General features: G+C 42.9%; 21 protein-coding genes. All 21 read left to right on the top strand.

All coding sequences use genetic code 11. The features are described 5' to 3' along the window. Window positions 1-289: 289 nt before the first annotated feature. The 21 genes from rpsB (at window position 290) to pnp (ending at window position 24640) form a co-directional block, all read left to right on the top strand. Window positions 290-1021 carry a 30S ribosomal protein S2 gene (rpsB, locus tag D5F11_RS05190; protein ID WP_120115152.1) on the top strand — a complete coding sequence of 244 codons (732 nt, stop codon included), beginning with the start codon at window positions 290-292 and terminating at the stop codon, window positions 1019-1021. 128 nt (window positions 1022-1149) lie between these two features. After that, entirely contained in the window at window positions 1150-2031 is an 882-nt protein-coding gene (tsf, locus tag D5F11_RS05185; RefSeq protein ID WP_120115151.1) for a translation elongation factor Ts, read from the top strand. Window positions 2032-2184: 153 nt separating this feature from the next. After that, window positions 2185-2910: a UMP kinase gene (gene pyrH, locus D5F11_RS05180; protein ID WP_120115150.1), complete on the top strand. Its 726-nt coding sequence runs from the start codon at window positions 2185-2187 to the stop codon at window positions 2908-2910. Next, window positions 2910-3467 carry a ribosome recycling factor gene (frr, locus tag D5F11_RS05175; RefSeq protein ID WP_120115149.1) on the top strand — a complete coding sequence of 186 codons (558 nt, stop codon included), beginning with the start codon at window positions 2910-2912 and terminating at the stop codon, window positions 3465-3467. Before pyrH ends, frr begins: the two co-directional genes overlap by 1 nt. 202 nt (window positions 3468-3669) lie before the next feature. Beyond that, entirely contained in the window at window positions 3670-4464 is a 795-nt protein-coding gene (locus D5F11_RS05170; RefSeq protein WP_120115148.1) for an undecaprenyl pyrophosphate synthase, read from the top strand. Continuing rightward, a complete protein-coding gene (locus tag D5F11_RS05165) occupies window positions 4464-5249 on the top strand; it encodes a phosphatidate cytidylyltransferase (protein ID WP_120115147.1) in 786 nt (261 codons plus the stop codon). The genes D5F11_RS05170 and D5F11_RS05165 overlap by 1 nt, the downstream gene beginning before the upstream one ends. A 283-nt stretch (window positions 5250-5532) precedes the next feature. Then, window positions 5533-6678 carry a 1-deoxy-D-xylulose-5-phosphate reductoisomerase gene (locus D5F11_RS05160; RefSeq protein ID WP_120115146.1) on the top strand — a complete coding sequence of 382 codons (1146 nt, stop codon included), beginning with the start codon at window positions 5533-5535 and terminating at the stop codon, window positions 6676-6678. Between the two features lie 15 nt (window positions 6679-6693). Further along, window positions 6694-7959 carry an RIP metalloprotease RseP gene (gene rseP, locus D5F11_RS05155; protein WP_120115145.1) on the top strand — a complete coding sequence of 422 codons (1266 nt, stop codon included), beginning with the start codon at window positions 6694-6696 and terminating at the stop codon, window positions 7957-7959. A 20-nt stretch (window positions 7960-7979) separates the two neighbouring features. Then, window positions 7980-9686, top strand: coding sequence for a proline--tRNA ligase (locus D5F11_RS05150; RefSeq protein WP_120115144.1), 1707 nt, complete (start codon window positions 7980-7982; stop codon window positions 9684-9686). 268 nt (window positions 9687-9954) lie between these two features. Beyond that, window positions 9955-14289: a PolC-type DNA polymerase III gene (locus tag D5F11_RS05145; protein WP_120115143.1), complete on the top strand. Its 4335-nt coding sequence runs from the start codon at window positions 9955-9957 to the stop codon at window positions 14287-14289. 341 nt (window positions 14290-14630) lie between these two features. After that, complete coding sequence (gene rimP / locus D5F11_RS05140) at window positions 14631-15098, top strand: ribosome maturation factor RimP (RefSeq protein WP_120115142.1); 468 nt, start codon at window positions 14631-14633, stop codon at window positions 15096-15098. A 35-nt stretch (window positions 15099-15133) separates the two neighbouring features. Then, a complete protein-coding gene (gene nusA, locus D5F11_RS05135) occupies window positions 15134-16261 on the top strand; it encodes a transcription termination factor NusA (RefSeq protein ID WP_120115141.1) in 1128 nt (375 codons plus the stop codon). Between the two features lie 11 nt (window positions 16262-16272). Continuing rightward, a complete protein-coding gene (gene rnpM / locus D5F11_RS05130; RefSeq protein WP_120115140.1) occupies window positions 16273-16548 on the top strand; it encodes an RNase P modulator RnpM in 276 nt (91 codons plus the stop codon). Further along, complete coding sequence (locus D5F11_RS05125) at window positions 16545-16850, top strand: YlxQ family RNA-binding protein (RefSeq protein ID WP_120115139.1); 306 nt, start codon at window positions 16545-16547, stop codon at window positions 16848-16850. Before rnpM ends, D5F11_RS05125 begins: the two co-directional genes overlap by 4 nt. Before the next feature lie 16 nt (window positions 16851-16866). After that, the gene (infB, locus tag D5F11_RS05120) at window positions 16867-19176 is read left to right on the top strand and encodes a translation initiation factor IF-2 (RefSeq protein ID WP_120115311.1); all 2310 of its coding nucleotides are present in this window, start codon (window positions 16867-16869) and stop codon (window positions 19174-19176) included. Further along, complete coding sequence (locus tag D5F11_RS05115) at window positions 19173-19454, top strand: DUF503 domain-containing protein (RefSeq protein ID WP_120115138.1); 282 nt, start codon at window positions 19173-19175, stop codon at window positions 19452-19454. The genes infB and D5F11_RS05115 overlap by 4 nt, the downstream gene beginning before the upstream one ends. 15 nt (window positions 19455-19469) lie before the next feature. Further along, on the top strand, window positions 19470-19811 hold the full coding sequence (gene rbfA / locus D5F11_RS05110) for a 30S ribosome-binding factor RbfA (RefSeq protein ID WP_120115137.1): 342 nt from the start codon (window positions 19470-19472) through the stop codon (window positions 19809-19811). Between the two features lie 199 nt (window positions 19812-20010). Continuing rightward, window positions 20011-20916 carry a tRNA pseudouridine(55) synthase TruB gene (gene truB / locus D5F11_RS05105; RefSeq protein WP_120115310.1) on the top strand — a complete coding sequence of 302 codons (906 nt, stop codon included), beginning with the start codon at window positions 20011-20013 and terminating at the stop codon, window positions 20914-20916. A 15-nt stretch (window positions 20917-20931) separates the two neighbouring features. After that, window positions 20932-21882 (top strand): bifunctional riboflavin kinase/FAD synthetase, encoded by a 951-nt coding sequence (gene ribF / locus D5F11_RS05100; RefSeq protein ID WP_120115136.1) that lies wholly within the window; start codon window positions 20932-20934, stop codon window positions 21880-21882. Between the two features lie 118 nt (window positions 21883-22000). Beyond that, window positions 22001-22270, top strand: coding sequence for a 30S ribosomal protein S15 (rpsO, locus tag D5F11_RS05095; RefSeq protein WP_120115135.1), 270 nt, complete (start codon window positions 22001-22003; stop codon window positions 22268-22270). A gap of 246 nt (window positions 22271-22516) precedes the next feature. Further along, window positions 22517-24640 carry a polyribonucleotide nucleotidyltransferase gene (pnp, locus tag D5F11_RS05090; protein WP_120115134.1) on the top strand — a complete coding sequence of 708 codons (2124 nt, stop codon included), beginning with the start codon at window positions 22517-22519 and terminating at the stop codon, window positions 24638-24640. Window position 24641 lies beyond the last annotated feature (1 nt).

The following is a 24641-nucleotide window of genomic DNA, read 5'->3' as shown; positions in this document are numbered from 1 at the left end:
GTGATGAGTAAGGCGCTGGCGCTTTTCCCATCAAAAAGACAAAAAGAGCACTGGAAGCATTTTTCGATGTGACAACTACTCTTAGTCTTGTTTCATGATTGTTCGTTTAATTGGCTCCATAGAGCGATACGGCATTTCGTGCTTGATTAACATATTTGGTTATGCTATATTATTTGATGGTATTAATACACACGTTTCATGATTTTCGCGACAGGGTGCTGTTTTTTTCGACAGAACAGTCTTTCCGGAAGATGAGTGAAGCGGAGGAAAAACCGAGGAGGAAAAAATTATGTCAATCATTTCTATGAAGCAATTGCTTGAAGCAGGTGTACACTTTGGACACCAAACACGCCGCTGGAATCCTAAGATGAAAAAATACATCTTTACGGAAAGAAACGGTATCTATATCATTGACTTGCAAAAAACAGTCAAGAAGGTTGAAGAAGCTTATAACTTTATGAGAGAGCTTTCCGAAAACAATGGTAAAGTCCTTTTTGTCGGAACTAAAAAACAAGCTCAAGAATCTGTTAAAGATGAAGCTGAACGTGCAGGCCAATTTTATGTGAACCATCGTTGGCTTGGCGGAACTTTGACTAACTTTGAAACGATCCAAAAAAGAATTGAGCGCTTAAAAGCGATTGAAAAAATGGAAGAAGACGGTACTTTCGAAGTCCTTCCAAAGAAAGAAGTAGTTATGCTCAACAGAGAGCGTGATCGTCTTGTCAAGTTCTTGGGTGGTATTAAAGACATGAAGACTCTTCCGGATGCAATGTTCATCATTGACCCTAGAAAAGAGCGCATTGCTGTTGCGGAAGCGCGTAAGTTGAATATTCCAATCGTCGGTATCGTTGATACAAACTGTGATCCGGATGAAATAGATTATGTCATTCCAGCAAACGATGATGCAATCCGCGCAGTAAAATTGCTTACTTCTAAAATGGCTGATGCATTATTGGAAGCTAAATACAGTGAAGAGCCTGCAGAGGAAGAACAAGCATCTACTGAAACTGCTAATGCATAATCGTTATATGATATCTGCCTGAATTCAGGCGATTCGAAAGGTGATAAGAGTGATGACACTTTGTCACCTTTTTTCACACAATCATGTGCTTATTGACACCTTTTTTATTACACGAGGAGGAAATGAAAATGGCAATTACTGCTCAAATGGTTAAAGAATTGCGTGCCAAAACTGGTGCCGGCATGCTTGATTGCAAAAAAGCTTTGACAGAAACAAACGGCAACATGGAGGAAGCGATCGACTTCCTTAGAAAGAAAGGAATGGCTTCCGCTGCTAAGAAAGCTGACAGAATTGCAGCTGAAGGAACTACTTTTATTTTAAGTGAAGGAAACACAGCAGTTCTTTTAGAAGTGAACGCAGAAACTGATTTTGTTGCAAAAAACGAAAATTTCCAACAGCTTGTAAAGGAACTGGCTGAGCATCTTCTTGCGAACAAGCCTGCATCCATTGAAGAAGCTTTGGAACAAAAAATGAGCAACGGCGAAACTGTGACTGAATTTATTAACAGCGCGATTGCTAAAATTGGAGAAAAAATTACACTCCGTCGTTTCGAAATTAAAACGAAATCTGACAACGGCGTATTCGGTGAATATCTTCATATGGGCGGACGCATTGGCGTTCTAGCAGTTCTTGAAGGAACAAATGATGAAGAAGCTGCAAAAGATGTTGCTATGCATATTGCTGCCATCAATCCAAAATATGTTTCACGCGACCAGGTTTCTGAGGAAGAAATCGATCGTGAACGCCAAGTTCTTACACAGCAAGCTTTGAACGAAGGCAAGCCTGAAAAAATTGTTGCAAAAATGGTTGAAGGCCGCCTCGGTAAGTTTTTCGAGCAAATCTGCCTTCTTGATCAATCATTTGTCAAAAACCCAGATGAAAAAGTTGGTAAATTTGTAAAAGCCAAAGGTGCTGAAGTGCTCGGATTTGTTCGTTATGAAGTAGGCGAAGGTATGGAAAAGCGTCAAGAAAACTTCGCTGAAGAGGTAATGAGCCAAACGAAAAAGTAAGTAATGTGATACACGGGTCCGTTTCAGATGTAATCGAGGCCTATTAAGCAATAGCTTTAGAATTTATATGTTAAAATAGGGAACACATCGTGTTCCCTATTTTAAAAACAACATTTGTCAAATACATACAATAAGGGATTATTGGAGGTTCAGATGGATACCCCAAAATACAAAAGAGTCGTACTTAAATTAAGTGGTGAAGCACTGGCGGGAGATGAAGGCTTCGGTATCAACCCGGCAGTGATCAAATCCATTGCAGAGCAAGTTAAAGAGGTGGCTGAGCTTGACGTTGAAGTTGCTGTAGTCGTCGGAGGCGGAAATATCTGGCGCGGAAAAATTGGAAGCGAAATGGGCATGGACCGTGCAACTGCAGATTATATGGGGATGCTGGCAACGGTGATGAACTCCTTAGCTTTGCAGGATAGCTTAGAGCATCTTGGAATTGAAACTCGTGTTCAAACGTCCATTGATATGCTTCAAGTTGCTGAACCTTACATCAGGCGCCGTGCCATCAGACACTTGGAAAAGAAACGTGTTGTCATCTTTGCGGCGGGCACTGGTAATCCATACTTCTCAACGGATACAACAGCGGCATTAAGAGCAGCAGAAATTGAAGCTGATGTTATCTTAATGGCAAAAAATAATGTGGATGGTGTATACAGCGCGGATCCGAAGACGCATAAGGATGCAGTCAAATATGACAGGCTTTCTTATCTTGATGTATTGAAAGAAGGACTTGCTGTCATGGACTCTACCGCGTCATCTCTTTGCATGGACAATGATATTCCGTTGATCGTGTTCTCTTTTACAGAAAAAGGAAATATCAAACGTGCTGTCATGGGTAAACAAATTGGAACGATAGTAAGGGGGAAGGAATAATGCCGAATAAAGTGATTTCAAATGCGAAAGACAGAATGGGAAAAGCCATTCAGGTGTACAGTCGTGAATTGGCAAGCATTCGTGCGGGCCGGGCGAATGCAGCGCTTTTGGACAAGATTTCTGTTGATTATTACGGTGCTCCGACGCCAATTAACCAAATGGCAAACATTTCAGTACCTGAAGCTCGTCTCCTTGTGATCCAGCCTTATGATAAAACGACTTTAGGCGAAATGGAAAAAGCCATTTTAAAATCCGATCTTGGTTTAACGCCATCTAACGACGGCTCCCTGATTCGGATTTCCATTCCGCAGCTAACGGAAGAACGACGCAAGGATCTTGTGAAACAAGTTAGAAAAGAAGCAGAAGATGCCAAGGTTGTCATAAGAAACATCCGCAGAGACGGGAACGAAGATTTGAAAAAACTTGAAAAGAACGGTGAAATTTCTGAAGATGACCTACGCGGTTATGCAGATGACATTCAAAAGCTGACGGATGAACATATTAAGCAAATTGATGAACTTACAAAAGAGAAAGAACAGGAAGTTTTGGCTGTATAATACAAAAGCGAAAGCCCCTGTTTGATCCGGGTAAACAGGAAAAGTTCTTATTTTTAAATATAAATCCCTCCTTTTGGAGGGTTTTTTCCTTTTATACCAAAATGAAGGAATAAATCGATGGAGAATCATATCGCTTCATCATATGGATATGCTAAAATATGTTTGACGCACAGAAGAATGTATTTCTGACGGAGGACTCATTATGTTCAATAAAATGAAGTTATGGAAAACTTCAAAGGATCAAGATGGGCAGGATGACCGAATCAGTCAAATTCTTGCCCACCCTATTCCGGACCATGTTGCTATCATTATGGATGGCAACGGAAGATGGGCGAAAAAAAGGACTCTTCCCCGTATTGCAGGCCATCATGAGGGAATGAAGACAGTAAAAAAAGTAACGAAAGCAGCTAATAAACTAGGAATTAAAATCCTTACATTATATGCTTTTTCAACTGAGAACTGGAAGCGCCCTAAAACAGAGGTTGATTACTTAATGAAACTTCCAGAACAGTTTTTGAACAGTTTTCTACCAGAATTGATTGAGGAAAATGTAAAAGTTTCAACAATGGGAGATATGGACCAGCTCCCCGTGAGTACAAGAAGAGCTGTCGATCATGCAAAAGAGAAAACAAAAAACAATGACGGTCTCATTTTAAACTTTGCATTAAACTACGGAAGCCGCTCGGAGATAATTGATGCGATCAAACATCTAGCCACAGATGTCAAGAAAGGCATTATTAGTGAAGAGGATATTGACAATGAATGCTTTTCGACTTATTTGATGACAAAAAGCTTGAAAGATCCAGACTTGCTTATCAGAACAAGTGGGGAGGTTCGCCTGAGCAATTTCATGCTTTGGCAGCTTGCGTACACAGAGCTGTACTTCATGGATGTTCTCTGGCCTGATTTCTCGGAAGAGCACTTGTTTGAAGCAGTTGAATCATTTCAAAAGCGTTCCAGGAGATATGGCGGATTACTTGGTGAGGAGATACAATAATGAAGGTTAGAATTATTTCAGCAATAGTAGCAATAGCGATTTTTTTACCATTGCTTTATATCGGCGGGATTCCTTTCATTCTCTTGATATATGCCATGGCAACAATTGGGCTGTATGAATTATTGAGAATGCGAAACCTGTCGCTCGTTTCTGTGCAAGGAGCCTTGTCTTTAGCGCTCCTTTGGGTTATTCTTCTACCCGGACAGGCGTTTGATTCAGGCCATGGGGCGGATATTAAAATAAAGGCTGCCATTTTGGCTGTCCTCCTTTTTTTATCATATACTGTTATAAGTAAAAATAAATTCACTTTTGATGATGCTGGATTTGTTATACTATCGGTATTGTATGTAGGAATTGGTTTCCATTTTCTGATGGAAACACGTGAAGCTGGAATCGTTTATTTGTTCTATGTGCTGTTTGTTGTATGGGGAACGGATTCCGGAGCGTATTTTGTTGGAAGGTCTTTAGGCAAGCGCAAGCTATGGCCGGAAATCAGTCCAAACAAGACCATTGGAGGTTCCCTGGGCGGAATTGTGATTGCTGTGCTCATTGCGCTGGCATTTTTCAGCTTTACCAGCCTTGATATCCCACTTGTCAAATTGCTGATTGTGACTGTGGTACTTTCCGTTTTTGGACAAATTGGAGACTTGGCCCAATCCGCCTTTAAACGTCATTATGGGGTGAAGGATTCGGGCAATATCATGCCAGGGCATGGAGGCATTTTGGACAGATGTGACAGCTGGTTGTTTGTATTACCGCTCGTCCACGTGCTGCAAATTATTTAACTTCATTCAGCAGAAGTCTCCCACTTCAGTAAGTGGTGAGAATGCATATTGGTGGCTGAATAGAGTTAAAGCCTCCGGCGAATGTCACAGATTTTAAGAGGAAATTTATCGAGCGGTGCTCGATAAAATCTGGGCGCAAATACGCCAAGGCGCATTTAATTAGTGGATATCACCAAATAATCAACGGCAAATCGTTTGTAGCTTGGTTTTTGTCCAAACCTTGCTTCTAAATTCGGTCATTTTTTTGAATAAGTATGAATAGTAGTCATCGGGAGTGAAGAGTTTGAAATATATTAGTTTATTGGGAGCAACAGGATCAATCGGCACTCAAACTCTTGAGTTGATCAGGGAGCATCCTGAGAAATTTCAACTGGCTGCCATAACGGCCGGCAGAAATATAGAGCTTGTCAGGGAGATTATTACGGAGTTTCACCCACCACTTGTTGCGGTACAGACAAAAGAGGACTGCGAAACTTTGCAAGGGGAGTACTCGTCTGAGATAAAATTTGTATATGGCGAACAGGGTCTGGTGGAAGCAGCGGTTTACGACAAGGCGGATGTTGTTCTGAATGCAGTTATCGGTAGTGTTGGACTCTATCCGACGTTACAGGCGATTGAAGCTGGGAAAAATATTGCTATAGCCAATAAAGAAACATTGGTAACAGCGGGACATCTTGTTATGACGGCGGCAAAGGAAAAAAAGGTGGATATCTTACCGGTCGATAGCGAGCACTCGGCTATTTTCCAATGTTTGCAAGGTGAGGACATGAAGAATCTATCCAGGCTGCTTATTACTGCATCAGGCGGGAGCTTTAGAGATTTGAGCCGAGAAGAATTGAAGTTTGTGACCCTTGAACAGGCTTTAAATCACCCTAATTGGTCAATGGGCTCCAAAATTACGATTGACTCTGCTACAATGATGAACAAAGGCCTTGAAGTAATAGAGGCTCATTGGCTGTTTGATTTACCTTATGATCAAATAGATGTTCTTTTGCACAGAGAAAGCATCATACACTCGCTTGTCGAATTCCACGACAGCAGTGTGATTGCGCAGCTGGGGACCCCTGATATGAGAGTTCCTATTCAATATGCTCTGACTTATCCGGAGCGCTTACCGCTTCCGTCGGCGAAAAGACTTAACCTTGCGGAAATTGGGGAGCTTCACTTTGAAAAAATGGACATGGACCGATACCGGTGCCTATATTTCGCCTATGAGGCCGGACGGCGGGGCGGTACATTGCCAACAGTATTAAATGCAGCAAATGAAGCTGCTGTAAATGCTTTCCTTGAACAGAAAATACCATTTATCAGGATTGAAGAACTAATCGAAACAGCCATGGAAAGGCACCATGTCATTGAAAATCCTGATTTTTCTGCCATAAGGGAAGTAGACAGGGAGACAAGACGGTTAGTTCATACACTCCTTTAAAAGGTGGTTATTTTTTTGAATACAGTCATCGCTTTTATAATTATTTTTGGGGCTTTGGTATTTTTCCACGAGCTGGGACACTTTGTCTTTGCGAAACGTGCAGGAATACTTGTCAGAGAGTTTGCGATCGGTATGGGGCCTAAGGTGTTTTCCCATAAAACCCAGGAAACATTGTACACGATTCGTCTTCTTCCTCTTGGGGGTTATGTAAGAATGGCCGGAGATGACCCGGAGATGATGGAAATCAAGCCAGGCCATCGGGTAGCACTCGTTTTAAATGATGATGGTCTGGTAGAAAAAGTAATATTACAGGGGAAGGACCGTTTTTCAAATGCACGCGCAGTGGAAGTGGAATCGGCCGACCTTGAACATGATCTATTGATAAAAGGGTATGAGGATGGAGACGATGAGACATTAAAAACATTCCATCTGTCTCATGAAGCCATGATTGTCGAAGATCAGACGGAAACACAAATAGCACCATGGGACCGTCAGTTTGGTTCTAAGAAACTGAGTGCAAGGGCAATGACCATTTTTGCCGGACCGATGATGAACTTTGTACTTGCCATCGTCATTTTCACAGTATTAGGGTTCATCCAGGGAGTACAGATAAACGATCCGCTTATCGGCAAATTGCTTCCGGACGGATCAGCGTACGAAGCAGGATTTAAGGAGGGCGACGTTGTTTTAAGCATCGACGGCGCCGAAATTTCAAACTTTGACGATATTACCGAAGTTGTCCGCAGTCATCCTGGAGAAGAGCTTGTCTTTACGGTTGAACGTGAGGATAAAACACTTGATATTATGGTTACCCCCAAAAGGGAGGTGGCCGACGGTGAGGAGTTCGGCTTAATTGGAGTGCAAGCGCCCGTTGATAAGTCATTCTCTAGCGTAGCAGTCAATGGTTTTACTGAAACCTACCATTGGACTGTAGAGATTTTCCGGTTGCTTGGAAAGCTTGTTACAGGGCAGTTCTCTATTGATATGCTTGCGGGCCCTGTCGGAATATATAAAACAACGGAAACCGTGGCGAAATCGGGAGTTCTGTTACTGATGAAATGGGCGGCTCTTCTAAGTATTAACTTAGGAATCATGAACCTGCTCCCAGTACCGGCACTGGATGGCGGCCGCCTCCTGTTCTTTGGTGTGGAAGCTCTGCGCGGAAAGCCGATTGACCGCCAAAAAGAAGGAATGGTTCACTTTATCGGTTTCGCTCTTTTGATGGTCTTGATGATTGTTGTTACATGGAACGACATTCAACGATTCTTTATTATTAAATAATATAGATAGAGGTGCAAGTGATGAGGCAAAGCATGACATTGATTCCAACGCTCCGCGAGCTGCCGTCTGATGCTGAAATCAAAAGCCATCAGCTGCTGCTCAGAGCAGGTTTTATAAAGCAAATCGCAAGCGGGGTATATTCATACTTGCCGCTTGCCAAAAGAGCGCTTGATAACATTGGACAGATCATTAGAGAAGAAATGGAAAACGCAGGAGCAGCCGAACTTCTCCTGCCAGCTCTCCAACCAGCTGAATTATGGCAGTCTTCAGGGCGCTGGTATACATACGGCGATGAGTTGATGAGAATGCATGACCGGCATGATCGCAGTTTTGCATTAGGTCCAACACATGAGGAAGTCATTACAAGCATTGTAAGTGACGCAGTACCATCTTATAAACGCCTTCCCGTGACACTGTATCAAATCCAGACGAAATTTAGGGATGAAAAACGTCCGCGCTTTGGCCTTTTACGAGGTCGTGAGTTTATCATGAAAGATGCATATTCATTCCATACATCAGCGGAAAGTCTTGATGATGTCTATCAAAAGATGTACCAAGCCTACACGAACATCTTTACAAGATGTGGTTTGGACTTTAGAGCAGTTTTGGCAGATTCCGGAGCAATTGGCGGGAAGGATACACAGGAGTTCATGGTTTTGTCCGAGATCGGAGAGGATACGATCGCTTACTCGGATGGTTCCTCCTATGCTGCAAACATAGAGATGGCAGAAGTTCATCAGGAGTATGAAAAGTCGAATGAGCCGGAACAAGAGCTCTCCAAAGTAGAAACGCCTGGACAAAAAACAATCTCCGAAGTTTCTGAGTTTTTAAATGTACAAGCATCAAATATCATCAAATCCCTTGTACTGATTGTGGACGAAGAGCCGGTCATGGTACTGGTTAGGGGAGATCACGAAATCAATGATATTAAAGTGAAAAATGCTTTGAACGCAACCTCAGTTGAATTTGCCGATGAAGAGCGGACTAAAGAGCTCTTGAATTGTTCATTCGGTTCCATTGGACCAGTCAACCTTCCAGCAACTTTGAAAATCGTTGCAGATAAAGCGATTGAGGCAATGGTTAATGCCGTTTGCGGCGCTAATGAAGATGATTACCATTACATGAATGTCGTTCCTGGACGAGATTTTACAGTTGAAAAATTTGTGGACCTAAGATTCATTCAGGAAGGAGATCCATCTCCTGACGGAAAAGGGACGATTAAGTTTGCAAGAGGGATTGAAGTCGGGCATATCTTTAAACTCGGAACGAAATACAGCGAAGCGATGTCAGCAATATATTTGGATGAAAATGGAAAGTCCTCCCCTTACCTCATGGGCTGTTACGGGATAGGCGTATCACGTACACTATCTGCAGTTGCTGAACAGTTCAACGACGAGAACGGATTGATTTGGCCAGCAAATATTGCTCCCTATCACATTCATTTGATTCCGGTTAATATGAAGGATTCGGATCAGGAAAATCTTGCTGAAAAATTGTATCGAGAGTTGAAAGAAAATCGCTATAATGTGCTCTTAGATGATCGCAATGAGCGGCCTGGAGTCAAATTCAAAGATTCTGATTTGATTGGAATGCCCGTCAGGGTGACAGTCGGTAAAAAAGCTGCCGAAGGCATTGTGGAAGTAAAAGTCCGGAAGTCCGGTGAAATGCAGGAAGTGAAAGCAGAGGATCTGCTACAAGTCCTTACAAATATTTTTAAAGAATTGTAATTCAAAATGAAAGGTACCTTTTCAAAAAGGTGCCTTCCTTTGTTAAAATAAAGAAAGTTTATGGTTTTTAAGAAGCGCAAGTGCTTAGTCCAGGCTTGCCAGCGAAGAGACCCTGTACAAGCGACGGCAGGCTGTCGTGCCCTAGGTCCGCTGATGAGCTGGACATGCTTTAGTCGGTTAGGTGATAGGGTCGCGGAAGAACGATATCAAAATGAATACGCACCTGCGGCTTTTCTTATTTGTAGAATGAATTGGGGGAGAGGATCAAATGACGTCCAAGACGCAGAATCCCGCCGAAAAAAAAGAACGTTTCCTATTGCTGCTCCAGCAGATAGGGTTAACAGATGACCAATATATGCAATATTTTCAATCCGGTCAGATAGAAAAACTGGTTGTCGATAAAACAAACAAGAGATGGCATTTTTATTTTTTATTAGAAAGTCTACTCCCATGCCGCGTTTATACAGCATTTTCTCAAAAACTTCAACAAGCCTTTCACCAGATTGCACAAGTAGGTTTTACCCTGTCTTACAATGATCATACATATAGTAAAGAGCTTGTTATCGATTATTGGCGTGAATGTCTAAAAGAGATCGAGGGGATGTCGCCGATGCTTCTTGGCCTTTTAGATGGGCAGCTTCCTGATGTCCAGGGTAATAAGCTCATTGTCAAGGTCAGGAACGATATGGAGGCAAGGACGCTTCAGGAAAAATATGGAAAGGAACTTTCCGACATATATATGAAATTTGGCTTTCCATCTGTCATGCTGTCAGCAGAAATCGGTGATGAGGCACAATCCAATGAAGAGTATGAGAAATTTATGGAAGAAAAGCAGAGAGAAGACAAAGAGCGGGCACGTCAGGCTCTTGCGGACATGCAGCGGATGGAAGCGGAAAAAGAGAATGGTAGTGGCGTTGAATTGAGCGGCCCGTTGACGATTGGATATACGATCAAAAGTGATGAAGAGATTAAAAGGCTTGAAGAGATCCATGATGAAGAACGTCGTATCACGGTTGAAGGGTATATTTTCTCAGCTGAAACAAGAGAGCTTCGCAGCGGAAGGACATTACTTACTTTCAAAATGACGGATTACACTAATTCTATTTCCGTGAAAATGTTCTCTAAAGATAATGAAGATGCTGCCCTTATGAAGATGCTGAAAAAAGGCATGTGGGTAAGAGCCCGTGGAAGTGTGCAAAATGATACCTTTGCTAGGGAACTTGTTCTTATGGCCCAGGATATCAATGAGGTGAAGGCGCAGGAAAGAAAAGATTTAGCGAAAGGGCAAAAAAGAGTAGAACTCCATTTACATTCACCGATGAGCCAAATGGATGCTGTTACATCCATAAGCAGTTTTATCTCTCAAGCAAAAAAATGGGGACATACCGCTATTGCGCTTACAGACCATGCAGTCGTTCAGTCGTTTCCTGAAGCCTACGGTGCAGGAAAAAAGAATGATATAAAAGTGTTGTATGGGCTGGAGGCCAATCTGGTTGATGATGGTGTCCCGATTGCCTATAACAGTGCTCATAGACTCTTGGAAGAAGACACATATATCGTTTTTGACGTTGAGACCACGGGTCTTTCGGCAATCTATGACAAAATCATTGAGTTGGCCGCAGTAAAAATACGCGGGGGAGAAGAGATTGACCGTTTCGAAAGATTTGCAAACCCGCATCATCCTTTGTCAGCTACAACAATTGAGTTAACAGGAATAACGGATGACATGGTCGAAAATGCGCCAGAAATAGAGGAAGTCCTCCATGACTTCCATCATTGGATTGAGGACGGTATACTCGTTGCACATAACGCTTCATTTGATATAGGCTTTTTGAATGCTGGCAATCAGAGGGTAGGATTGCCGAAAGTGGAAAACCCGGTTATTGATACTTTGGAACTTGCAAGGTTTCTGTATCCTGAATTTAAGAATCATCGCCTAAACACATTGGCTAAGAGGTTCGATATTGAGCTCGTCCAGCATCACAGGGCGATTTATGATGCAGAAGCAACAGGAAAAATATTTTTGAAGTTGCTTGGAGATGCAAAACAGAAGGATATTCTTTACCACGATCAACTGAATGACAATATGGGACAGGGAGATTCATATAAACGGGTAAGGCCCTCCCATTGTACATTGCTTGTACAAAATGATGCCGGGCTGAAAAACCTTTATAAGCTTGTTTCATATTCGCATTTGAATTACTTTTATAGAGTTCCGCGTATCCCACGGTCTTTATTGGAAAAATATAGGGAAGGTATCCTTGTCGGCTCTGGCTGTGATAAAGGAGAAGTTTTCGAAGCTATGATGCAAAAGGGACGTGCGGAAGCGGAAAAAGCGGCAGGGTTTTACGATTATATTGAAATTCATCCGAAACCCGTCTACGCACCTCTTCTTGAAATGGAGCTCGTAAGGGATGAGAAGGATCTTGAAGATATTATCAAAAATATCGTAAGTATGGGTGAAACGCTCAATATGCCTGTTGTCGCTACCGGAAATGTTCATTATCTGAACAAAGAGGATAAGATCTACAGGGAAATACTGATCAGATCACAAGGCGGAGCCAACCCGATGAATAGGTACAACCTTCCTGAAGTTCATTTCCGGACGACAGATGAAATGTTAGCGGAGTTTTCTTTTCTTGGAAAAGAAAAAGCATATGAAGTTGTCGTAACAAATTCCAACTTGATTACAGACAAGATAGAAGATGTCAAACCGATCAGGGATGACTTGTATACGCCAAAAATTGACGGCGCGGAGTCGGAAATCCGATCAATGAGCTACAAAATGGCTGAGTCGATTTACGGCGAAAAGCTTCCAGAGATCGTAGAGGCTAGGCTTGAGAAAGAACTCGCAAGCATTATCGGCCATGGGTTTGCCGTTATCTACTTGATCTCCCATAAACTTGTAAAAAAATCCTTGGTGGATGGTTATTTGGTAGGTTCAAGGGGATCAGTCGGTTCATCTTTGGTGGCTACCATGACTGAAATTACGGAGGTCAATCCACTGCCCCCACATTATGTCTGCCCTGCATGTAAACACTCCGAGTTCTTTGATGACGGATCAGTCGGCTCTGGATTTGACCTTCCGGATAAATCTTGTGAAAAATGTGGAGCGGAATATAAAAAAGATGGACACGACATACCATTTGAAACGTTCCTGGGATTTAAGGGAGACAAGGTACCAGATATCGATTTGAACTTCTCTGGTGATTACCAGCCGCATGCTCACAATTATACGAAGGAACTGTTTGGAGAAGACTACGTATATCGGGCAGGTACGATTGGAACAGTGGCAGAAAAGACGGCCTATGGTTATGTAAGGGGCTATGAGCAGGATAATAATTTAATGATGCGGAATGCGGAAATTGATAGGCTCGTGCAAGGGTGTACCGGTGTGAAAAGGACAACAGGACAGCACCCGGGAGGAATCATCGTAGTACCATCGGACATGGAAATATTCGATTTTTGCCCTATTCAATTTCCAGCTGATGATACCGGGTCTGATTGGAGAACGACACATTTTGATTTCCACTCCATAGATAGCAATCTATTAAAATTGGATATTCTTGGACACGATGATCCCACGGTGATCCGTATGCTGCAAGAACTCAGTGGAATGGACCCCAAAACGATTCCGATCGATGATCCGGAAGTAATGAAGATTTTCAGTGGCACGGAGTCTCTTGGTGTGACAGAAGAACAAATTATGTGTAAGACAGGAACATTGGGGATACCTGAATTTGGTACCCGTTTTGTAAGGCAGATGCTAGAGGATACGATGCCAACCACTTTTTCAGAACTCGTCCAGATCTCAGGGCTTTCACATGGTACAGATGTATGGCTTGGCAATGCCCAGGAGCTTATCCGGTCTGGAACATGTACGCTCTCTGATGTTATTGGATGCCGGGATGATATTATGGTGTACCTTATTTACCAAGGCCTCGAACCGTCACTCGCTTTTAAAATCATGGAGTTTGTCAGGAAAGGGAAGGGCTTGACACCTGAATGGGAAGAGGAAATGCGGAATAACAATGTACCGGAATGGTATATTGATTCATGTAAAAAAATTAAGTACATGTTTCCAAAGGCGCACGCAACAGCGTATGTACTGATGGCTGTAAGAATTGCTTATTTCAAAGTCCATCATCCGCTCCTTTATTATGCGGCATACTTCACTGTCAGAGCTGAGGATTTTGATCTTGAAGCGATGGTGCGCGGTTCTCAGGCGATCCGATCCAAAATAGAAGAAATCAACGCAAAAGGGCTAGATGCCTCGACAAAAGAAAAGAATCTGCTGACGGTTCTGGAGATTGCTCTAGAGATGTGTGAACGCAAATTTAAATTTCAGCGAGTCAATCTTTATCGATCGGGAGCCTCTGAATTCATCATTGACGGGGATACGCTGATTCCGCCATTCAATGCTATCCCTGGATTAGGTACAAATGCTGCGATAAACATTGTAAAGGCTCGTGAGGATGGGGAATTTCTTTCGAAGGAAGACCTTCAGAAGCGTGGAAAAGTTTCTAAGACAGTGATCGAATATTTAGACCAGCAAGGCTGTTTGGAATCACTCCCTGATCAAAATCAGCTGTCTCTTTTCTAAGGTTTCAGCCAATTATTTGCAAACGATATAGGGTTATGGTATATTTTTATTGGAAATACTATGAATAGACTCTGCGCAAAAAGAGTGGGTGCCCCCCACTCTTTCGTATTGTAAGAAAAGAAATTGAAATTAGACTAAGTTTTCACTTAAATTGGTAAGTGTTTGGTTTAGCTTCAGGCGCCATCGGCTCGAGGACGCAAGTCAAATTGCTGCGGTGGCTGAGGAACTGCCTCCTCGCAATTCGCCTTGTGATTTTCGCCGATGGACGGGCGCCTTGCGCTTTTCTTATTTGCAGATAAATATACGGAACCAAATAGAGACTCTATTTTTTGGAGGTTTTTATGAGTAAAGTGACAGACATGGTTGAAGAACTTGTGGCTCCGATCCTAGAGGAAATCCAGCTTGAACTGGTTGATATCGAATATGTCAAGGAAGGGAAAAATTGGTTTCTTCGTCTTTTCATTGATAAGGAAACTGGTGTAGACATAGAGGAGTGCGGCCTTGTTAGTGAAAAGCTTGGAGAGAAGCTGGATGAATTGGACCCTATACCACACAATTATTTTTTAGAAGTCTCATCACCAGGAGCAGAAAGACCTTTGAAAAAGGCGGAAGATTTTACAAAAGCCATAGGAAAGCAAGTCAATGTCAAAACATATGAACCGATCGATGGAGAAAAAGAATTTGAAGGCAAGCTGGTTGAATTTAATGGCGAAGCTTTAAAAATCGACGTCAACATAAAAACCCGGACGAAAACATTCGAAATTCCATATGAAAAAGTGGCAAAAGCCCGTTTAGCCGTCGTTTTTTAAATAGCGAACAATAGAGAAAAGGGGAGAACATGTTCATGAGCTCAGAACTAATGGATGCTCTAATTATTTTGGAAAAAGAAAAAGGAATTTCCCGGGAAGTCCTGATTGAGGCCATTGAAGCTGCTTTGGTGTCCGCATATAAAAGAAACTTTAACCAGGCACAGAATGTACGCGTTGATTTGAACTTGGAAACTGGGACCATGAGGGTTTTTGCCAGAAAAGAAGTGGTCGATGAAGTCTTCGATTCCAGGCTGGAAATTTCTATAGATGAAGCGCGGAATATCAACCCTTCTTATGAGCCGGGTGATATGGTGGAGCTTGAAGTGACACCAAAGGAATTTGGCAGAATTGCAGCCCAAACAGCCAAACAGGTCGTTACACAGCGTGTAAGGGAAGCTGAACGAGGCATTATCTATTCAGAATTTGTGGATCGTGAAGATGATATCATGACAGGTATCGTACAGCGTCAAGATCCCCGCTTCATATATGTAAGCCTTGGAAAAATCGAGGCGCTGCTTCCACAAAGTGAGCAAATGTCTAATGAAACATATAAGCCTCATGATCGGATCAAAGTCTATTTGACAAAAGTCGAAAAGACGACAAAAGGTCCGCAAATCTTTGTTTCAAGAACTCATCCTGGCCTGCTTAAGCGCCTGTTTGAAATCGAAGTTCCGGAAATATACGATGGAACTGTTGAAATAAAGTCTGTTGCCAGGGAAGCGGGGGACCGTTCAAAAATCTCTGTTGCGACAGATTATGATGACATTGATCCTGTAGGAGCTTGTGTCGGTCCTAAAGGAGCAAGGGTCCAAGCCATTGTTGACGAGTTGAAAGGTGAGAAGATTGATATAGTTGAATGGTCTTCAGATCCGGTTGAATTCGTAGCAAATGCATTAAGTCCGTCTAAGGTGCTCGATGTCATTGTGAACGAAGATGACAAAGCAACAACTGTGATTGTGCCAGATTATCAGCTTTCCCTGGCTATTGGAAAACGCGGACAAAACGCCCGTCTTGCTGCAAAATTGACAGGCTGGAAAATAGATATTAAAAGTGAAACGGATGCCCGTGAAGCCGGGATTTATCCAAGGGACGAAGTGTTTGATTTTGAGGAAGAAGAGGAATTGGATGAATCATTCGATTTGTTGAACGAAGAAATCGAATAGGGGTGAGGAAGATGGCAAAGCAAAGAAAAATACCTATGAGAAAATGTGTCGCTACTGGCGAGATGAGGCCAAAGAAAGAAATGATCCGGATTGTCCGCTCCAAGGAAGGAGAGGTTTCTGTGGATTTGACTGGAAAGAAATCCGGTCGAGGTGCTTATCTTTCCAAAGATAAAGATGTTATTTTGGCCGCTAAAAATAAAAAAGTGCTTGCCAGCCATCTGCAGGCAGAAATAAAAGATGAGATATATGATGAGTTGCTTTCCCTGATTGATGGAGATAATAAATGAAAAATGAGAAGTGGATGTCATTGCTCGGCTTGGCCAATCGTGCGCGCAAAGTAATATCAGGTGAAGAACTAGTCATCAAAGAAATTAGAAGCGGCAGAGCAAAGCTGGTCATATTGGCAAAAGACGCATCCAATAATACCTCCAAAAAGGTTCAGGACAAATGCCGATATTATGATGTTCCTGTCGTTTTTGCAGAGACAAGGGAATTGCTCGGTCAGGCAATCGGAAAAGAAGCAAGGGTTGTGGTTGCAATAGCGGAGGCCGGATTTGCGAAAAAGTTGGTAACATTGTTTTATGATTAAACCCGGGGGTGAACATATGAGTAAAATGCGAGTATATGAATATGCAAAAAAACATAATACTTCCAGTAAAGATGTAATAGAAAAGCTTAAAAGCATGAATATAGAGGTTACAAATCATATGTCGGCCATTGATGGCCAGGCAATAGGAAAGCTTGATTCCGTTTTTAAAAGGAACAGCGGGGAAAAAGGAGGCTCTCAGAGGAGGGTGCAACAAAGACAAGGCCAACAGCAGAACCGTCCACAGGCCAGAACGGGACAGAGCGGAGAACAGCGTGGTGACCAGCGAAAAGGCGGATCGGAACAGCAGCAAAATAGGCAGCAGGGAAATCAAGGAAGTCAAGGAAGTCAAGGAAATCAGGGAAATCAGGGAAATCAGGGACAAAGGAGCGGCCGTCATAATAATAAGCAAAATCATGCTAAAAACGACGGCGGAAACCATAGATCCAACGCAAGGGGAAATCAGCGGGGAGGCAATAAAGGACCGGGCCGCAACAACCGCAAACAGAACCAAAACCGTCAGCGCCAGAAACAACATCAGCACCAGCCTGCTCCACCTAAACAAAAAGAGTTGCCGGAAAAAATCACTTTTATAGAGTCTTTAACAGTAGCTGAGCTTGCGAAGAAGATTCACAGAGAGCCTTCTGAAATTATTAAAAAGTTATTTATGCTTGGTGTTATTGCAACAATCAATCAGGAACTCGACAAAGACGCTATCGAGCTAATCTGTACAGAATATGGCGTTGAAGTAGAAGAAGAGATTCAAATCGACAAGACCGATCTTGAAGTGTATTTTGAAGAGGAGAGCAGCGAAGAGGATCTGGTGGAAAGACCAGCTGTTGTTACAATCATGGGACATGTTGACCATGGTAAAACGACTCTCCTTGATTCATTGAGAAATACAAAGGTAACAGCCGGTGAAGCTGGCGGAATTACACAGCATATCGGTGCTTATCAGATCGAAGCAAATGGTAAGAAAATTACATTCTTGGATACTCCGGGACACGCCGCGTTTACAACAATGCGTGCCAGGGGAGCCAAAGTGACAGATATTACGATTTTAGTTGTAGCTGCTGACGATGGAGTTATGCCGCAAACAATTGAAGCGATCAACCATGCAAAAGCTGCAGAAGTGCCTATTATTGTTGCGGTCAACAAGATTGACAAGCCGACTGCAAATCCTGATCGGGTGATGCAGGAATTGACTGAGCACGGTCTTGTACCGGAAGATTGGGGCGGAGACACAATTTTTGTTCCAATCTCTGCTCTTCAAGGGGAAGGTATAGACAGCTTGCTGGAAATGGTCCTTCTTGTAAGTGAAGTGGAAGAGCTGAAAGCAAATCCGAAAAGGGGTGCTCTCGGAACTGTTATTGAAGCCCAGCTTGATAAAGGTCGCGGTTCGGTAGCAACATTGCTTGTGCAGGATGGTACATTGAAAGTGGGAGATCCAATCGTTGCCGGCAACGCCTTTGGCCGTGTCCGTGCTATGGTGAATGATATCGGGCGGCGTGTCAAAGAAGCTGCACCTTCAACCCCAGTCGAAATTACTGGTTTGAGCGACGTACCTCAGGCTGGAGATCGGTTTGTCGTATTCCAAGATGAAAAAACTGCCCGTCAAGTCGGAGAAACCCGTGCTCAGCAGGCATTGCAAGCTCAAAGAGGCGAAAACTCACGTGTAAGCCTTGATACGCTTTTTGAACAGATGAAACAAGGCGAAATGAAAGAGCTCAATGTGATCATCAAAGCGGATGTTCAGGGTTCTGCGGAGGCCCTAGCTGCATCATTAAGGAAAATTTATGTAGACGGCGTCAACATCAGAATTATCCATGGTGGCGTTGGTGCAATCAATGAATCAGACATCACACTGGCAGCAGCTTCCAATGCCATTGTCATCGGTTTTAACGTTCGCCCAGATGTAAATGCTAAACGTGCAGCTGACTCTGAAGGAGTAGATATCCGACTTCATCGTATTATTTACAAGGCGATCGAAGAAATCGAGTCAGCTATGAAAGGTATGCTGGATCCTGAATACGAAGAAAAAGTCATTGGCCAGGCAGAAGTCAGACAAACATTCAAAGTTTCCAGAATCGGAACGATTGCTGGTTCATATGTAACGGATGGAAAAATCACCCGTGACAGTGGTGTCCGCCTGATCAGGGACGGAATCGTCATCTATGAAGGTGAAATCGATGACCTGAAACGATTTAAGGATGACGTTAAAGAAGTGAGTCAGGGATATGAATGTGGTATCACGATCAAAAATTTCAATGATGTAAAAGAAGGCGACGTGATCGAAGCATTTGTAATGGAAGAAGTCGAGCGTGCTTGATCGGATTCGCTGAGTGTGAATTCCGAATTTATAACGCCCAATCCCTGAAAGATAAACGCTCAGTAGTAAAGCGAGTCCTAACAAGAACAAAGCAAAAATATAATGTTTCCATTGCTGAGGTCAATCATCAGGATATATGGCAGCGGGCTGGCATCGCTATTGTCACTGTGGCCTCAGCTCGGAAAAGGGCTGAGCGTGAACTGGAAGAGGTTATTGATTTCCTGGATTCTTTTCCTGAATGGGAAAGAGTCGGGGCAACCCATTATGAGTGGCTGTAATGTGAGGTGTTATACATGAGTGTACGAGCCAATCGAGTCGGTGAACAAATGAAGAAAGAACTGGGTGAAATTATCTCTCGGAAGATCAAAGATCCGAGAGTCGGATTTGTCACTGTTACCGACGTGGAAGTGACAGGGGACCTTCAGCAGGCCACAGTCTATATTTCGGTTCTAGGCAGTGATCAGGAAAAAGAAGATACACTGAAAGGACTGACTAAAGCCACTGGATTTATCCGGTCAGAAATCGGTCATAGAATCAGGCTGCGAAAAACACCCGAAATCAGTTTTGAATTTGATGAATCAATCGAATATGGAAACAAGATTGAGAAACTGTTAAAAGATATTAATGAAGATTAGGATAGACAAACTTGTCTATCCTTTTTTCAAGATGAAATATGATTATGGATATTGGTCAGGAAAAGCACCTGCTTTGTCCTTACCCCCTAGGGGGCCAAGCTGTTTCCCTGTGGTAGCTGAAAATCAGTCTCCTCGGGGAGCGTCTTGTTTGCCTGCGCTGATCAAGCGCATACGCATTTCTGAAGAGGAGGAGGAGCCTGTGGAGGGAATATTGCCATTGTGGAAGCCGAAAGGGCTGACATCCCATGACTGCGTGTATAAGATCAGGAAACTATTGAGAATGAAAAAAGTCGGGCATACAGGTACTCTTGATCCCGACGTTACAGGTGTATTGCCTATCTGTCTCGGCAGAGCGACTAAAATAGCAGAGTATATCACAGATGGTGGAAAAGAATACGAAGGGGAAATTACTATCGGTTTTTCCACAACAACTGAAGATGCTGCCGGAGAAATAGTAGAAAAAAAGCCTGTCCAAGAAGAGATCACGATAGAAGCAATTAAGGAAGTACTGAATTCCTTAACCGGAGAAATTCAGCAAATTCCACCTATGTTCTCTGCTGTAAAGGTCAATGGGAAACGTTTGTACGAATATGCTCGGGCAGGTATTACGGTTGAGCGGCCGGTTCGGAAGGTCAAAATATATCATTTAAAGCTTTTGGAGAACACCGTTTCTTTTCGTGATGGGCTTCTCTCTTTTCGCTTTTCCGTTCACTGCAGCAAAGGCACTTATATTCGGACGCTCGCTGTGATGATAGGGGAACAACTTGGATACCCAGCCCATATGTCAGATCTTATCCGGACAGCATCAGCCTCATTTAAGCAGGAGCATTGTGTCACTTTTGACGAGTTGCATTCACTCATTGACCTAGGAAAAGTGGAGGAGGTCATTTTTCCGCTTGAGAGGGGTCTTTTACATTTGCCCTCTATGGAAATTAGTGATAAATTAGCAGTAAAAGTCCGAAATGGCGCTGTTTTGGACATGCCTGACAAATGGACAGATGAAGAAACAGTGCTATTGTATGAAGGAAAGGCTTTAGCTATTTATCAATCGCATGTTCAAAAACCCGGTCTGATTAAACCAGTAAAAGTGTTAAGAAATGAATGAAACAGGTGACGTATAGTGAAAGTAATAATGATTCAGCATCCACATACTTTTCAAAAGAATGATTTCGCTCCCCTCTCAGTGGCGCTAGGCTTTTTTGACGGAATCCATGAAGGGCATAAAAGCGTAATTTTGACAGCAAAAAAAACGGCTGATGAGCATGGAATCAATAGTGCCGTCATGACCTTTGATCCTCATCCTTCTGTTGTCCTATCAGAAACAGGAGGAGACGTTGAGTACATTACACCAATAGAGGATAAGATAGAATTCATCTCAGGATTAGGAATAGATTATCTTTTGATTGTGAGATTCACATCCGCTTTTGCGAGTCTTCAGCCTGCTGAGTTTGTTCAGCAATATCTTTTAGACTTAAACGTCCAATATGTGACGGCGGGGTTTGATTTTACATATGGAAAATATGGAAAGGGCACGATGGAGACACTTCCAGAGCATGGCCAGGGAAAACTTCAGGTTGTGACAGTGCCCAAGCTTGAAAAAAACAAGGAGAAAGTCAGCTCAACCTGGATCAGGAAGCTGTTAAGAGAAGGCAGAACTGAAGAAGTACAAGAACTGCTTGGAAGGTTCTATACAACGAAAGGAACTGTCATACATGGTGAAAAACGTGGAAGACAGCTTGGTTTTCCTACCGCCAATATTCGGCTGAAGAATGACTACCTTGTTCCGAAAAAAGGTGTTTATGCTGTACGTATGCTTGTGAACGATCAATGGGAAAAAGGAGTCTGCAATGTAGGGTATAAGCCTACATTTCATGAACCGGGACAATTGGAACTGTCTGTTGAAATCCACTTGCTTGATTTTGACCGTTCGATTTACGGTGAAGAAGTGACGATAGAATGGCATTTGAGAATAAGGGATGAACAAAAATTTGATCATTTGGAACACCTCAAAGATCAAATTTTAAAGGATAAACAGACAGCGCAGAGATTTTTTGAGCAGGATGCAAAATAACTTGATTTTTCCAAAGTAAAGTTGTATTCTATAACAGTATCAAGAACCATTGCTTGGCAGTGCGATTCACCAACGCCTGCTCGGTAATTGGGGATGAAAAACAGGAGGTGTCGGACAGATGTCCATTACGCAAGAACGTAAAAACGAAATCATCAACCAGTACAGAATCCATGAAAGTGACACGGGATCTCCGGAAGTTCAAATTGCGGTTTTAACTGAAGAAATCAACAACTTGAACGGCCATCTTCGCGTCCATAAAAAGGATCATCATTCAAGACGTGGATTAATGAAAATGGTTGGACGCCGCAGAAACTTGTTAACTTATCTGCGTGAAAAAGATGTTCAACGTTATCGTGTATTGATCGATAAACTTGGCCTGCGTCGTTAAGATGATAAAGATGTAACTGAAAGCGGGATAAATTCCCGCTTTTTTGTTAGGATGAAAAGGCAGACGCCTGTACGTAAGTTCAAATGAAAATGCGCCAAAGGGCGCATATTCGAACTGAACATTGGACATGGGTAGGAGAAGCTCATATCTATGTCTAATGTTCAGTTGCGTAACAGGTGAGAGTTTTTTACTTTATACTTCTGCCAATTATTTACAATTATGTTTATGAAAGAGAGGCGTTGTAAAATGGACCACGAGAAAAAATTATTTTCTATGGAATGGGCCGGACGGAATTTGACCGTTGAAATAGGCCAGCTTGCAAAACAGGCCAATGGAGCGGCTCTTATCCGCTATGGCGATACAGCTGTTTTATCTACAGCTACTGCATCAAAGGCAGCAAAATCTGTTGATTTTTTTCCATTGACAGTCAACTATGAGGAAAGGTTGTACGCAGTGGGGAAAATCCCAGGCGGCTTCATTAAAAGGGAAGGGCGCCCAAGTGAAAAAGCAATATTGGCCAGCCGTCTGATTGACCGCCCGATCCGCCCGCTGTTTCCTGATGGATTCAGAAATGAAGTACAGGTTGTAAGCATTGTAATGAGTGTTGATCAAGATTGCTCTTCAGAAATGGCAGCGATGTTCGGTTCTTCATTGGCATTGTCGATTTCCGACATACCGTTTATGGGACCGATCGCGGGAGTCGTTGTCGGACGTGTGGATGGAAAATTTATCATCAATCCAACGGTAGAACAAATGGAGCAGAGCGATATTGATCTGACTGTGGCTGGAACAAAGGATGCCATTAACATGGTCGAGGCCGGAGCAAAAGAGGTTTCTGAGGAAACGATGCTAGAAGCAATCATGTTCGGGCATGAGGAAATAAAACGCTTGATCGCATTCCAAGAACAGATTGCAGAAGAGGTTGGGAAAGAAAACAGGGAAATCGAATTATATGAAATTGATTCTGAACTGGAGCAGGAAGTTCGTTCAATGTGTGAGCAACAGCTCATCGCTGCGATTCAGGTAGAGGAAAAGCATGCACGTGAAGAAGCTATCCAAGAAGTAAAGGATAACGTGATCGACAGCTTTTCTGAGCGGGAAGAGAATAATGAAGAGTTAATCAAACAAGTGAAGCAAGTTTTAGATAATCTTGTGAAAGCAGAAGTTCGCCGCTTGATCACTGTTGAAAAGATCCGTCCGGATGGCCGGAAGCCTGATGAAATCAGACCTATCCAGACGGAAGTACACTTGTTGGCAAGAACGCACGGATCCGGTTTGTTTACAAGAGGACAAACTCAGGCATTCAGTATTTGTACACTTGGAGCCCTTGGTGATGTTCAAATTTTGGACGGCCTCGGGATTGAGGAATCAAAAAGATTCATGCACCATTATAATTTCCCTCATTTCAGCGTTGGGGAAACAGGGCCAATTAGAGCTCCTGGTCGCAGAGAGATCGGTCATGGTGCGCTTGGGGAACGGGCGCTAGAGCCTGTTATTCCAAGTGAATCAGATTTTCCATATACAATTCGCCTCGTTTCTGAGGTATTGGAATCAAATGGTTCATCATCCCAAGCGAGCATATGTGCAAGCTCACTGGCTATGATGGATGCAGGTGTCCCTATTAAGGCGCCGGTTGCCGGCATTGCCATGGGATTAGTGAAATCCGAGGAACATTACACCATTTTAACTGATATCCAGGGGATGGAAGATCATTTGGGTGATATGGACTTCAAAGTGGCCGGTACGGCGGACGGAATCACTGCTTTGCAAATGGATATCAAAATCGAAGGATTGTCACGTGAAATTCTAGAGGAAGCGCTCCGCCAGGCAAAAGAAGGACGGATGTTTATTCTAGAGAAAATGAATTCCGCTATTTCTGAGCCTAGGGAACGTCTCTCACCGTATGCGCCGAAGATTCTTACGCTCCATATCAATCCTGATAAAATCCGGGATGTTATTGGGCCGAGCGGTAAACAAATCAATAAAATCATTGAAGAGACCAACGTGAAGATTGACATTGAACAAGACGGAACAGTGTTCATCGCATCCGCTGATGAAGAAATGAATGAAAAGGCCAAGAAGATCATAGAAGACCTCGTCCGTGAAGTAGAGGTTGGACAAATATACCTTGGAAAAGTGAAGCGAATTGAGAAATTTGGTGCTTTCGTAGAGATTTTCCCTGGCAAAGATGGTCTTGTCCATATTTCACAATTGGCGGAGGAAAGAGTCAATAAAGTTGAGGACGTTGTGTCCATCGGAGACGAAGTCCTTGTGAAAGTAGTAGAAATCGACAATCAGGGAAGAGTTAACCTTTCCCGCAAAGTCGTTCTTAAAGAGCAGAAGGAAAAACAAAATCAAGCGACAGAATAGC

Source organism: Siminovitchia terrae, assembly GCF_003605405.2.
GTDB lineage: Bacteria > Bacillota > Bacilli > Bacillales > Bacillaceae_C > Siminovitchia > Siminovitchia terrae.
Note: the sequence above shows the minus strand (reverse complement) of the source record. Positions and strands in the feature narration are given on the sequence as shown.